Raw genomic sequence first — 11806 nt, 5'->3', positions numbered from 1 at the left:
TCGCCGCCGGCCACGCGGACAGCTACCCGGGAAAACCCTTGTTCGCCGTGTCGGGCGACCCTTGAGTGTCGGGCGACCGTTGATACCGGGCCAGTTCCGTGCGGGACCGCAGGCCCAGCTTGCGCAGCACGAGCCGCAGGTGCCCCTCGACCGTCTTCACCGAGACGAACAGCTCCTGGGCGATCTCCTTGTTCATCAGCCCGGACGCGGCAAGGTCCGCGACCTGTCGTTCTCTCGGCGACAGCTGCGCGCCGTACCCTTGGTGGCCGCCCCGGTGCCGGGCGGGCAGTGCCACACCGCCGCGACGCGCGAGGCGGGTGGCACGGTCCAGATCTCTGCGTACGCCGAGCCCTTCATACGTCGCGATCGCCGCGCGCAGCACGGTGCCGCCGTCGGCGTCCCCGGCGTCGAGCAGGCAGGCCGCGGCCTGCTCACGCGCCTGCGCCGCCTCGTACGGGGCCGGCAGCCCGTCATAGGACTCCGCCGCGGCGACGAGATGCGCCGCCGCCTCCCTCGGCTGCCCGGCCGCCGCCGCGAGGTGGCCGCGGGCGTGCCGTAGCGCCGAGGTGGCGAGCGGCGCGTCCTGGTCCCGCATCGCGGCCTCGTAGCGGCTCAGCAGTTCGGTGGCCTCGCGGGCCCGACCCGCGCCGAGAAGGGCCTCGACGAATGCCGGAACGGCGCGTGCCCCCAGCGCCCACAGGCCCATCGCCTCCCACGACGCCACGTGCGCGGCCGTCTCCTCGACCACCGCCGCGACGTCGCCGCGCGTACCCTCACAGCGCAGCAGGGCACTGACCGGGAGTGGCAGCAGGTCCATCTCGCCGGACGCGGCCGCCCGCACCATGACGTCCCGTACACGATCGGAAGCGCCCGGCTCACCGCGTGTCACGGCGAGCCCGGCCGCGACCGCCTCGACCGTGATCCGTTCTGTCGGGCGCGCGCTGAGTCGGTCGAGCAGGACAGCGATCTCCTCGTCCAGCTCGGACCAGGAACCGGTACAGAACGAGATCAACGCGAGGATGGCCCGGCATCGGTACAGCATCTCGTCGGACCGGTCCCGTGCCCAGTCGCGTGCGGCGGCCAGCATCGACCGGGCGGTGCCGTAGTGGCCGCCGAGGCACCCGCCGAGCCCGATGGAGTAGAAGGAGTCCGCCTCCTGGTAGCTGCCAGGACTGCTGCCGGTCTCGGCGAGCAGCCGCTCCATCAGCACCGCCCAGCGCGGGTCGCCATAGATCACCAGGAGCATGGCGGCCTTGCCGGTCACGAACAGCCGCAGATCCGGGTTGCCGATCTTCGGGATCAACGCGAGCGCGCGGTCGACCCACGCGAGTTGCTCGCCCGGTGCCACATCGGTGAGGGTCGGGATCCCGAGCGCGACCATCGTCCAGGCGGCCAGGTCCGGACGTCCGTCCAGGTCCTCGACCGCCGCGACGAGCGCTTGGTGCCGGCTGGCCGGATCCGCCCGGACCACGTGGTAGTGCAGGGCGAGGAGAAACCGGAGCTCCCCGCGGAGCATCCGGGGAAGGTCACCATCGAGCGCGCCTTCGATCAGGTGGGACACGTCCGGAACCCGGAGGACGCGATGGACCGCCCAGCCCAACCGCACCGCGAGCTCGGCCCGCCGTACCGGTTCCAGCGGCGCCGTTCGCAGCACCTCCTCCAGGAGACGGACGGCCTCGGCGTCGTCGCCCAGCTCCGTGGCCTGGCCCGCGGCGCGTTCGGCGGCCTCCACCCACTCGTCGACGCGATCGGCGCGCCGCAGGTGGTGGGCGACCTGGCCGAGCGGGATCGGCCGCAGCGTCCGCAGCGCGGTCGCCGCGGCGGCGTGCAGCTTCTGAGCGCGTGACAGCGGGATGCTCTCGTACACCGCCTGCGAGGCGAGCACATGCCGGAACGCGATCCTTCCGTCCCGTGCCTGGAGCATGCCGGATTCGAGGATCTCGTCCAGCGCGTCGCCGGGTCCCCGCAGGCAGGTCGCGCCGAGGACCGGGATCGGCACCGGGACCTGAAGCACGGCCGCCGCCTCGGCGACCGCGCGGGCCGTGTCCGAGAGCCGCGCGAACCGTTCGAGCACCGGATCGCGTACGCCGACGGGCACGTCGAGCTCCTCCAGCGTGCGGCGCTCCCAGCCGCCCCGGCGCCGCACCAGGTGGCCGCGCGCTTTGAGCAGCGCCAGCAGTTCCTGGATGGCCAGCGGCAGTCCGGACGCCCGTTCGCACAGGTGGGCGGCGAACTCCTCGGTCAGCTCGCCGGCGGCCAGGATCGCCGCCGCCAGCCGTCCGGTCTGCCGCGCGTCCAGCGGTTCCAGCACGAGCCGCGCGTACGTGACCGATGGCGAAGGCCGCAGGATCGCCGTGCGCAGGGTTGGCGTGGCCTCCTCCTCCCGGAACGTGAGGACCACGGACAGCCCGTCCGGCGGGCCAGGCAGCAGGTAGGAGAGAAAGTCGGTGGTCTGTTCATCCGCCCAGTGCAGATCCTCGATCACCAGGATCGCGGGGGTGAGCGCGGAAAGGACCTCCGACAGCCCGCGAAACACCCGGTACTTCTCGGCCGTGCGATCGTCAAGCGGCTCCGGTGGGTCGGGCAGCACGTCGGCGAGTTCGGGCAGCAGACCCCGCAGCGCGCCCGCCACTGGTGAGAGGGTGTCCGGGGCCAGGTGCTCGCGGGTGTCGCGGAGTGCCTCGACGACCGGACCGAGCGGGAACGGCTCGCGGATGCTCCGGCACGCGCCGCTCAACAGGCGCCGGCCGCTGACCTCAGGCCGGGTCTCCAGTTCGGCCACCAGACGGGACTTTCCGATGCCCGCCTCGCCCTCGACGACCACGACCGCGGGCGGTCGGGTCACGGCCATGACGAGGCGAGCCAAGTGTTCGTCCCGTCCTACCAGCACCGGTGAGAGCACCCGCTCGCCAGTCGTCATCCGATGCGCGATCCCGTCACCGATCCCGGGTCCGCAACAGCCTCCGGGTACCCCGGTCGCCGGGGCCGCGATAATTGTCCGATATTCAACCCCAGAACATCCCAAATGTCACTGAGCTGATTCCTACCTCATTTGTCCCGGTGGTGAAGAGTGAGGATGGCCTGGACGATGGCGGTCAGGCGGCGTGAGCAGCGGGTCTTCTGCAGGATGTGCCAGCGCTTGAGCGTCGCGGAGCCTGTTCGCCGAGCGCGCGGACCTTGGCGTGGTACCGGTTGAACAGATTCTTGCGTTTGCCCAGCTTCCGGCGCTTCTTCCGCTTGTAGGGGGCGCCGACCACGCCGCCGGATCCGACATAGGCATTGTCGGCGTAGCAGGCGATCGCGCGGCTGGTGAGGGCGTCGATGATGCCGTGGGTGCGGGCGGCGGTCAGATCATGTGTCGGGCCGCGCCGACGAGGCCCGGATCAGCTCGCCGTTCGGGTCGGTCAGGAACTGGATGTTCATCCCGCGCCGGTGATGCTTGCCGCTGCAGTGCAGGCGGTCGTTGAGCCCGGACAGGCGGCCGATCGGCGCGAGGGTGCCGTCCAGGATCACAAACGCCTTGCGCTGGGCGATCCGCATCGCCTCGCGCAGATCGGGTGCCCGGTCGGCCAGCAGCGCGATGACCTCGGTGATGTAGCGGTGCGCGGTCGCCGCGCCGATCCCGAACGCGGCCGCCAGGGGGCGAAGGTGTCGTTGCGGCGCAGGTGCACCAGCACCAGCGGAGCCTGGCCGATCGCCGCGTCGCCCCATGCGAGTCCCGGCTGCTACACCAACAGCTCTTCAGTCCGGGGGGACTTTGACGGCCATCTTGTCGTGGACCTTCCCCGGGCGATCGCGTTCCTCTCCGTCCAAAGTCGTTAGAAGCCTGAACGTCCCGCGTACGCCTGCCACCCCGACTGCGATCCCTCGGTCGATCTGAACTTACTCTCCGCAACTTCAACCCGGATCGGCCGCGTCAGTTGCGGGAGATCGGAAAGGCTTTGATCTCCCTCTAAGAGAGACGATGGGAGGCCAAAGTAATCCTCTGAGCTGGGAATACGTGGTGTAGCGGCTCGGGCTGGGGAGGTCGGATCGTGTTCACACCGAAGAGGTCACTGGTTCGAACCCAGTATCGCCCACCCGCAGGTAGAAGGCCGTTTTCCTTGCCAGAGGAGAGCGGCCTTTTTCGCGTCTGTGCGTGCCTGGTGCGTGATGATCTTCAAGAGTCGTCTCGTGCGTGCGTTCCTAGTGCGTGTGGAGTATGACCGGATGGTGACAGCCGTCTGCCCCTGGCAACGGCCGCACCGCCCGGTGCGTCACACTCACATCCCGCGCTTCAGAGGGCCATGCCTCCCGCCACCGTCACGTCATGACAGGGGACCTCATGCGCATCCGCGTCATCATCATCGGCCTGCTGGCCGTGCTCGGATTCACCTCGGCCTGCAACCTCGAGGAGGAGCCGACGCCGGTTCAGCCGGCGGAGAAGGGCGCCGCCGTAAAAGGCAACGGTGGCAAGAAGAAGGCGACGCGGATCAAGCTCGCTGCCGTGCGCACTGCACACAAGCCCGGCCCGCTCGACACTGGCGGCGCGTTTTCCTGCGTGCGTGTGACCGTCCTGAACCAGAGCGCGAAGAACCTGGAGGTCAACCCCATGTACTTCTCGCTCGTCGACACCGGCGGCACCAAGCACGAGATCGACATCACTGCCGCCGCGGGGAACGGCCAGATCGACACCACCACCCTCGCGCCGCGCGAGAAGGCCAAGGGCATGGTGTGCGGTGCGGGCAAGTTTGTGCCGAAGATCGTCGCGATGACCAATCCGCTGTTCTCCGAGGCGGCCCGCGCCGAAGTCGCCGGCTGACCCTCGAACGAGACCGACGCCCCGCCCCTCACACGCGGTGAGGTGGCGGGGCGTCAAGCGTGTGGTGCACGCGCTTCTCAGCGTAGCCCTGCCGAATCGTCGGCAGGGTCGACTACGTCGAGAAGGCGCCGCAGATCCATCGCTGCGTCCACGATCACGGACGGCCCGCGCCGCCGAACGATGCCGTCTACCACGCCCGTGAGGATGTTGGTCGTCCGCGCCGAGCCGACCTCCGCGGCCTGGTCGAGCACCTCGATCAGCACCGGCTCGGCCTCGTTCCACGCCTCTATGTGAACCAGCACCTCCAGCAGTTGGGCCAGATCGTTGTACCGGGCGCGGGTCCGCGTGGACGCCCGCCGGCGGGCGTTCGTCCGGCCGGACGCCGACTCGGTGATAGCCGTGATCGCCGGGTCCCACTCGCCGAGCTCCACGTGGAGCATCCCGCGATGCCAGGCGAGCTCGGCCCCGTCGAGCCACCACGTCCATTTCGGGTCGCGGGCGGTGATGCTCGCGGTTACGGCGCCGGTGGCGTGGTCGAGGGCGGCGAACGCGGCGGGTCGGTCGCCCATCTGGGCCAGCGCCCGCGCGCGCCGCAGGTCGAACAGGGCGTGGACGCGCGGCGGCATCCGCTGGTCGTCCTGCATGTCCTCGCAGAGCCTGAGCGCCTCCCGGGATCGCCTCAGGTGCAGCGCCAGCAGGGCGAGGTGCGACATGTTGAAAAGCTCCATGCTGCGGTCGCCGGCCAGGCGCGACAGGAGGAGCGCCTCGTGGATGACCTGCCGCGCGGTGTGCTGCTTGTCCGCGTCATGGGCGATCCACGAGGTCACCTCGGCGGTCTCGCCGGTCGCTGCCTCCAGGTCGCGTTCGATGGCTCGTTCGTGGTGGCCGGTGGCGAGCTTGGCGTGCGCGGCCCGGAAGATTCGCAGGCTGAGCGGTAGGAGATCGTTTCCGCCGTACAGGCTGTCCAGGCTGATCAGGTGCTGGTTCGTCTCGCGGATCGTCTGGACGTAGTCGGCGCCGACCGGGCGTCCGCGTTCGCCCCGGGTCTCGACAACGCCGAACAGCACGGCCGCGGAGAGGTCGTCGATGTCGCGGGGGATGTCGAACAGGTCGATCTCCGGGGTGTCGAACGCGGCGGCGTACAGGCCGCGGGTTCGTTCGTCGGGCCGGTGATCTCCTCGTTCCCAGCCTCGGATCTGCCGTACGAGGGACTCCAGCGGCGGGTACGGCGAGCCGTTCGCCTTGTGGAGTTCACGGGCCATGTCTGGTTGGGACCATCTGCGTGCCGTCCGTTCTGCCCGTAGCCGAGCAGCCCACGGAGGCCGTAGTCGATCGGTCATTGCGTGCACCATTCGCTGACCGGGCAACCCCGGACAGGGTCGTGTCCGGGCCCTTCTCCGTCATTGTCACCTGTCGGGCGACCCTACGCGGGGTGTTCGCTGAGCGTGACCGGATCACAACCCGCATCGCACAGGACGGTCACGATGATCACGACTCGCTCAGACGACACGGCGGAGCTACCCGAGCCCGACGGTCCCGCCCTCCTGGCAAGCCTTGGGGTCGCGTTCCGCGGCCAGGGCTTCACGGCCGAGATCAAGAGTGGGCTGCTTCGGGTGGCGGACGGGCCGGACGGCCGGGGTGTCCGGCTCGATTGCCGTCGGCGGGACGGTGATTGGGACCGGTGGTGGTTTACGTGGGCGGGTGGGATCTGGCTGTGTGAGGCTGACAGGCCGTTCGAGGCGATCACGACGGTGAAGGGTGCGTTGCGGCGGGGCGGGGACGCGCATGCCGGCGCCGCCGCGAGCGCGGAGCGGGCGGTGGCCGAGGTCCGCGCGGAGTTCCCTGACTGGACCATCACCGACACCGAGACCGAGGACGGGCGCCGGTGGTGGGCGAGCCGCGGCGCACCGACGAGCACCATCCTGAACCGCGACTCCGACCTGTCCGCCAGCAGCCCCGAGGCACTGCGGTCCAAGCTGCGGGCCCACCGATGAACGTGGGCGCGGCGGAACCATTCCGGGGAGCAACCCCCCGTGCCCGCCCGATGTCGCACGGCCCGCGCGGGGGTCGTGCGGCCCGATGCCCGGTCGGCGGACTGGGGAATCCGTCCGGCCGGGTGGGGGATCGCGCGGCCGGTGCTCCACACCCCCGCCGCTTGGGGGAGCACCGGCCGCGCTTGAGGGAGGCAGCGATGACGGAATACCGGCTGAGCGGCGCTGACGGCGTCTACTTCCTCCGCGACCAGGACGACCAGATCGCCGGGACGCTGCTGCGCGAAGCGGGCGGGTGGTGGCGCGGCGTCGCCCCCGACGGCCGGGTCCGCAAGTTCTTCATCGCCCCCGACGAGGACGGCGACCCTCGGCTGATCGCGGCCGAACGGCTGGTCAACCGATAAACTCCGCGGCCCCGGGTTGACGGCGCGCGCCCGGGGCCGCGGCACCATCCGATGCAGCGCGCGAAATGCCCCGCCCACCCGAGGTGAGCGGGGCTCTCGCATACCGTGGGGCCTGGCCAGCCCGCCTGCTAACCCTGAGTCTCCAGCTCGTAGGCGACCCGCCCGTGCCGCTCCCACACACGTTCTCCGCCGACGCGCTCGATCGTGATCCGAGCAGCAGTGTTGCTCACGGCAACGATGAGGGTGGGGCGTTCGACGTGGGCGCGGATACGCGGCAGAGCGTCCCGCAGCAGCTCGGCGCCGAGGCCCTCGCCGCGACGGGACGGCCGGATCGAGAACCAGACCTGTCCGCCGACGTGGTGGAGGACCGGGACGAGGTAGTGCCGAATGCAGAGGCGGCCGAGCATCTCGGGCTGGCCGTCAGTGCTGGTCTCGCACCACCATGACTCCATGCCGGCGGTGCCGGGGCGCACGCCAGGGCGCGGGAAGGTCCCCTGGCGAAGGTTCTCCGACAGGTACGTGAAGTCGCCGGCTTCCAGGTCGTGGCGGGTGAGGCCGTCGGCGTCCGGCCAGCCGTCAACGGCGGCGTAGTCCCGCTGCGCGTCCAGGAAGGGCTCGCGGAGGCGGGTGTGCGGGGCAAAGAACGTCCGTACCGTCGTCATAGTCGCCATTCCCTCACTGTTTCATCGGACGGGCATGATTCCGAGTCGCATCAGCTATTCGTTGCCCGACAGTGAGCAGCAGGTCAGCGAACGCGGCAGTGATCTGTAGGCCCGACTGGAGCTCGACGAACCCGAACATTCCGGACGGATTGCATTCGAGGAACACCCACCCGTCCGGGCCGGCGATGAAGTCGAATGCTCCGTACTCCAGTCCGTACCGGTGAAGGTAGGCGGCTGCGGCGGCCGCGATCCGGGCGGGGATCGGGACGGGGGTGAAGGTGAGGCGGTCTTGGACCGGCCGCTAGTCGAGCAGGTCGGTGCCGGAGATCTCCACGGCGAACATCTTCGGTCCAACGACCGTGAGCCGTATCGACCGGCCGGGGATGACCTCCTGGAAGCACGACGCCGCGGCGAGCAGGTCGGGGACCGAGGCCGCCTCCGCGATCCCCGCGGTGACCATCGCGTCGGGGTCGGCGCCCTGGGCGTGCTGTGCCTTGTACAGCACGCGGGCGCCAGCCGGCCTGCGCCGGATCCACTCCCGTGCCGTAACGCCGCTGCTGGTGATCAGCGTCGGGGGCACGGCGAGCCCGCACGCCTGGGCGGTCAGTAGCTGGTCTGGTTTGTCGTTGGCGACGCTGATCCTCGCCGGGTGGTTGATCCACCTGACCGGCAGCGTCCGCAGCACTCCCAGGATCGAGAGGGCGTCCTCGCGTGCCGCCCACGCCCGCGCTGCCTGGCTGGTGATCGCGGGATGACCTGATGGTGTTCCCGGCCAGCGCCAGAGCACCGACACCACATCGGTGAGCCGCGCGGCACGGTGCTGGTCCCCGACCTCGCCCACCCACCGGCCTTCCTCGAGGCGGGCGTCGATGTTGAGCGGTCCGGCGCCGGGATCGAGGCGGACGACATGCGCGTCACGCTCCTGTAGGGCGTGGACGATGAGGTCGGTGGTGTGGTCTTCGGTGTCGGTGAGGATCAGCACCGCGCCGCGGTTCACGGGTCAGCCGCCCGCGTCGGTCTTGTTGTCCTTGTCGGTGGTGCCCCACGTGACCGAGTACGCCTGCAGCAGGTCGGGCTGCGCGGCCAACGGGACCCCGTTGGCGAGGGTCTGCTGCCGGACCGGGCAGTACGTCAGGTTCGGCGGCGGGGTGGTGAACGCCGGGTCGAGCGACTGCTGATGGATGAGCCCGTACGGGGTCATGGGGACCTCCTGGGTGTCCGCGGCGCCTGCGGTGGCACCGTCGAGCCCAGTGCACCGCGGGAGTGACCCGAATCCGTGATCGTGTGCAGGACTTGCACCCGTGTGCAGATTCTGCACATCACTGTGGGGAGCGGCATCGTCACGCGTACCGTGGGGATGACCCTCGCGCGCCCTAAGTGAGGCGTGATGTCTTCAGAGCACTTCTGGCAGTCGCCTGTAGTGCAAGCCCTGGTCGATGCACGGGATCTCGGCGGGGTGATCCGCATGGCCCGCGAACATCAGGGCTGGCGGCAAGCCGATCTCGGGCAGGCGGTGGGGTACTCCCGGTCCACGATCTCCCGCCTGGAGACCAGCGCAGCGACCCGAGACCTTGTGAAAGCGCGGGTCGTGGCCAACCGTTTGGAGATCCCGGCCGAGGTATTCGCCCAGCTTGTAGGGATCGGACAGTGCCCGGCAGTTACGGTGGTGGCGTCTGTGGCCGCAGCCCCGGAGGATGATCCCATGCACCGTCGCTCACTGCTCGCCGCCGCTGGCCTCGCCGTCCCAATGTCCGCTCTCCTCCAAGTCGACGACGCGCTGGCAGTCCTCCCCGAGGTGCAGGGCGCGGCGACACCACAGCGGATCGCGTCGCTCCTCACACGAGCCCGCCGGAGATGGGACACCGGTGATCTAAGCGCCCTCGTACGGAGTCTGCCCGAGTTGCTCGCCGCCGCGCACCAGGCCGCCGAGCAGAGCGACGACCGAGCCGGGTATGTGCTGGTCGCGTCGGCCTATGATCTCGCCGCCGAGGCCCTCAACAAGATCGGTATGGGCCCGCAGTCTCGCATCACGGCCGATCGGGCAACGCTGTTCGCCGCCCGTTCAGAGGACGTCCTGGCTCAGGCTGCAGCGGCGCGGACCCTCGGCGTCGTGCTGCGGCACGAAGACCGGCCCCGCATCGCCGAGCAGGTCACATTGCAGGCGGCCGAGCGGATCCACGCCGCTGGGCTGCCCACCCCAGAGCATGCTGCCGCGTATGCCCAGATGCTGTGCACCAGCGCCTACAACACGGCGCAGGCCGGGGATAACCGAGCCCTGGACATGATTCAGGACGCGCGGGCCGCGGCACGCTCGCTCCCCCAAGGCACTCCTGCCCTTGGTCGACGGACCAGGATCGACAGCCCCCAGGTCGCACTGTATGAGGTCAGCGTTCATTGGGCGTTGGGCGACCCCGAGAAGGCTCTGGCCGTGGGCCACGAGCTCAAGCCCGCGATGTTCGCCACGCCGGAGAGGCGCGCCCGGCTGCACACGGACATGGCGCGGGCGTGGTGGCTGCGAGGCCGCCCCGAACAGACGGCGCAGCGGCTGCTGGCCGCGTCGCGTGAGGCGGCCGGGGAGGTGCGTGACCGGCCTGCGATCCGTGCGATGGCGCAGCAGGTCGTGGCGCGTCATGGCCGCGTGGCGGGCGCGCGGGAGCTGACCGCCCTCCTGAGAAGGCGGTAACGCGGCAACGAGCCCCGCGACGCCGGTGCCCTCGACATCACCGCCCTGAACCTGGTGCCCTCGGAAGCGCCGATCTACCAGGCCGGCAGTTGCACCATCTACCACTGGGGCCTCACCCGGCTGTGCGACGACTTCAGCACCCGGGCCTGACCGACCGGCGAATGCAGTGGCACATCGCCAGTCCAGCGGGCTGGCTGTGTGCCCACCCCGTCCACAGGCGACATGGGCCGCCTCCCCTGGGGTCTGCGAACGTCGCCGACCCACAACGGCTGAACGACTCCACGTTGCACCCAGCCACTGAGCATCACCAAGGAGAGCGTTGATCATGAGACGTATCCTCATCGCCTCGATCGCGGCTGTGATCGCGACCGTGATCACTGCGGTACCGGCCACTGCGGCACCGACCATTCCGTACCGGACAGTCACTGCCCTGGAATGCAGGATCGGCGGCGGCGTCAACGATTACTTCGGAGTCTGCGTCGGCGGAGCGTACGACGGCTACACGGTCATCGGCTAGCGCGACCGGCCGTGCCGCCGCAAAGTCGGCGCGCGCTCGCAACTCAGGCATGACGAAAACCGCCACACCCTCCAGAAGGGTGTGGCGGTTTTTGCTGCTCAGACGCCCGCCGACCGGGTCAGGCTGCCGGGGCGTGATGGACGCCCACGCCGCACCGACCGGCACCGCTCACCACAGGTGGCGAACCCAAGTGGCCGAGACTAAGAGTAGTTGAATGGGTGTGAACGGTGAGATTTATGGGAGTGCAATCCCGAGGCCGCAGAAAGGGGATCACCCGTGATCACCCGTACCGCGTTCACCGGTCTGGCCGTGGCCGCCGCCGCGGCGCTCACCCTGACCGTCCCCGTCGCCCCCTCCGCACAGGCCGCCGAGGCACGCGCCCCGAGGGTCATCCGCTGCGCGCTGGTAGAAGCAGAACTCCCCACCGTGTTCGGGCGTGACTGCGGGAACGAGCACTGGGGCCCGATCCAGGACTTCGTCATCGTCGACCGCGACACCCGGAAGGCGTTCCACTGCCGGAGCGGCTGGGCCGAAGGTTCCCTGTGGGTTCGGGGCGAGGACTGCCGGCAGGTCCGCGCCCCGGGCGCCTGACTCTCGGGAAACGCAGATAGGTGATGTGGGCTTGGCGGAGAGGTCGGGGAGGTCGGACATGAACGTCTTTCGATAAATGAGATACGGATCATTTGTCGGATTCGACTCGCGTACTCCGCCAAGACCGAGCAGTGAGGAGGACCGGCGTTGTGGTGGT

At 69.8% G+C, this 11806-nt stretch carries 13 protein-coding genes; 6 read left to right on the top strand and 7 right to left on the bottom strand.

The annotated features are described in order from the left end of the window. Window positions 1–22: 22 nt before the first annotated feature. The 3 genes from QP090_RS18990 to QP090_RS18985 form a co-directional block, all read right to left on the bottom strand. Window positions 23–2920: an ATP-binding protein gene (locus QP090_RS18990; protein WP_285940321.1), complete on the bottom strand. Its 2898-nt coding sequence runs from the start codon at window positions 2918–2920 to the stop codon at window positions 23–25. Between the two features lie 175 nt (window positions 2921–3095). Continuing rightward, window positions 3096–3323, bottom strand: coding sequence for a hypothetical protein (locus QP090_RS37675; RefSeq protein ID WP_432763070.1), 228 nt, complete (start codon window positions 3321–3323; stop codon window positions 3096–3098). A gap of 28 nt (window positions 3324–3351) precedes the next feature. After that, the gene (locus QP090_RS18985) at window positions 3352–3711 is read right to left on the bottom strand and encodes a hypothetical protein (protein ID WP_285940320.1); all 360 of its coding nucleotides are present in this window, start codon (window positions 3709–3711) and stop codon (window positions 3352–3354) included. Between the two features lie 598 nt (window positions 3712–4309). Between QP090_RS18985 and QP090_RS18980 the strand changes: the two genes are divergently transcribed. Then, window positions 4310–4801 carry a DUF4352 domain-containing protein gene (locus QP090_RS18980; protein ID WP_285940319.1) on the top strand — a complete coding sequence of 164 codons (492 nt, stop codon included), beginning with the start codon at window positions 4310–4312 and terminating at the stop codon, window positions 4799–4801. 77 nt (window positions 4802–4878) lie between these two features. On the opposite strand, the gene QP090_RS18975 is transcribed toward QP090_RS18980, so the two are convergent. Further along, window positions 4879–6063, bottom strand: coding sequence for an NsdA family TPR-like regulatory protein (locus tag QP090_RS18975; RefSeq protein WP_285940318.1), 1185 nt, complete (start codon window positions 6061–6063; stop codon window positions 4879–4881). Window positions 6064–6285: 222 nt separating this feature from the next. Between QP090_RS18975 and QP090_RS18970 the strand changes: the two genes are divergently transcribed. Then, window positions 6286–6795, top strand: coding sequence for a hypothetical protein (locus tag QP090_RS18970; RefSeq protein WP_285940317.1), 510 nt, complete (start codon window positions 6286–6288; stop codon window positions 6793–6795). Between the two features lie 197 nt (window positions 6796–6992). Then, window positions 6993–7196: a hypothetical protein gene (locus QP090_RS18965; RefSeq protein ID WP_285940316.1), complete on the top strand. Its 204-nt coding sequence runs from the start codon at window positions 6993–6995 to the stop codon at window positions 7194–7196. A 128-nt stretch (window positions 7197–7324) separates the two neighbouring features. Here QP090_RS18965 and QP090_RS18960 read toward each other — a convergent pair whose 3' ends face one another. The 3 genes from QP090_RS18960 to QP090_RS18950 all read right to left on the bottom strand — a co-directional run bounded on the left by QP090_RS18960 (window position 7325) and on the right by QP090_RS18950 (window position 9059). Continuing rightward, window positions 7325–7858: a GNAT family N-acetyltransferase gene (locus QP090_RS18960; protein ID WP_285940315.1), complete on the bottom strand. Its 534-nt coding sequence runs from the start codon at window positions 7856–7858 to the stop codon at window positions 7325–7327. A 301-nt stretch (window positions 7859–8159) separates the two neighbouring features. Then, window positions 8160–8855 (bottom strand): MvdC/MvdD family ATP grasp protein, encoded by a 696-nt coding sequence (locus QP090_RS18955; protein ID WP_285940314.1) that lies wholly within the window; start codon window positions 8853–8855, stop codon window positions 8160–8162. 3 nt (window positions 8856–8858) lie between these two features. Continuing rightward, entirely contained in the window at window positions 8859–9059 is a 201-nt protein-coding gene (locus QP090_RS18950; protein WP_285940313.1) for a hypothetical protein, read from the bottom strand. Between the two features lie 186 nt (window positions 9060–9245). On the opposite strand from QP090_RS18950, the gene QP090_RS18945 reads away from it, so the two are divergent. The 3 genes from QP090_RS18945 to QP090_RS18935 all read left to right on the top strand — a co-directional run bounded on the left by QP090_RS18945 (window position 9246) and on the right by QP090_RS18935 (window position 11649). Beyond that, window positions 9246–10541 carry a helix-turn-helix transcriptional regulator gene (locus tag QP090_RS18945; RefSeq protein ID WP_285940312.1) on the top strand — a complete coding sequence of 432 codons (1296 nt, stop codon included), beginning with the start codon at window positions 9246–9248 and terminating at the stop codon, window positions 10539–10541. Window positions 10542–10866: 325 nt separating this feature from the next. Further along, the gene (locus QP090_RS18940; RefSeq protein ID WP_285940311.1) at window positions 10867–11058 is read left to right on the top strand and encodes a hypothetical protein; all 192 of its coding nucleotides are present in this window, start codon (window positions 10867–10869) and stop codon (window positions 11056–11058) included. Window positions 11059–11334: 276 nt separating this feature from the next. Further along, the gene (locus tag QP090_RS18935) at window positions 11335–11649 is read left to right on the top strand and encodes a hypothetical protein (protein WP_285940310.1); all 315 of its coding nucleotides are present in this window, start codon (window positions 11335–11337) and stop codon (window positions 11647–11649) included. Window positions 11650–11806: the final 157 nt, after the last annotated feature.

It is taken from the genome of Actinomadura xylanilytica (genome assembly GCF_030283145.1).
Classification (GTDB): domain Bacteria; phylum Actinomycetota; class Actinomycetes; order Streptosporangiales; family Streptosporangiaceae; genus Spirillospora; species Spirillospora xylanilytica.
The sequence above is the reverse complement of the archived record's forward strand: the minus strand, read 5'-3'. Positions and strand labels throughout refer to the sequence as shown.

What these genes read in the sequence shown, in the direction of transcription:
- QP090_RS18990 (WP_285940321.1), bottom strand. Translation starts at nt 2,920, where the DNA reads ATGACGACTGGCGAGCGGGTGCTCTCACCGGTGCTGGTAGGACGGGAC.
- QP090_RS18985 (WP_285940320.1), bottom strand. Translation starts at nt 3,711, where the DNA reads ATGGGGCGACGCGGCGATCGGCCAGGCTCCGCTGGTGCTGGTGCACCT.
- QP090_RS18980 (WP_285940319.1), top strand. Translation starts at nt 4,310, where the DNA reads ATGACAGGGGACCTCATGCGCATCCGCGTCATCATCATCGGCCTGCTG.
- QP090_RS18975 (WP_285940318.1), bottom strand. Translation starts at nt 6,063, where the DNA reads ATGGCCCGTGAACTCCACAAGGCGAACGGCTCGCCGTACCCGCCGCTG.
- QP090_RS18970 (WP_285940317.1), top strand. Translation starts at nt 6,286, where the DNA reads ATGATCACGACTCGCTCAGACGACACGGCGGAGCTACCCGAGCCCGAC.
- QP090_RS18965 (WP_285940316.1), top strand. Translation starts at nt 6,993, where the DNA reads ATGACGGAATACCGGCTGAGCGGCGCTGACGGCGTCTACTTCCTCCGC.
- QP090_RS18960 (WP_285940315.1), bottom strand. Translation starts at nt 7,858, where the DNA reads ATGACGACGGTACGGACGTTCTTTGCCCCGCACACCCGCCTCCGCGAG.
- QP090_RS18950 (WP_285940313.1), bottom strand. Translation starts at nt 9,059, where the DNA reads ATGACCCCGTACGGGCTCATCCATCAGCAGTCGCTCGACCCGGCGTTC.
- QP090_RS18945 (WP_285940312.1), top strand. Translation starts at nt 9,246, where the DNA reads ATGTCTTCAGAGCACTTCTGGCAGTCGCCTGTAGTGCAAGCCCTGGTC.
- QP090_RS18940 (WP_285940311.1), top strand. Translation starts at nt 10,867, where the DNA reads ATGAGACGTATCCTCATCGCCTCGATCGCGGCTGTGATCGCGACCGTG.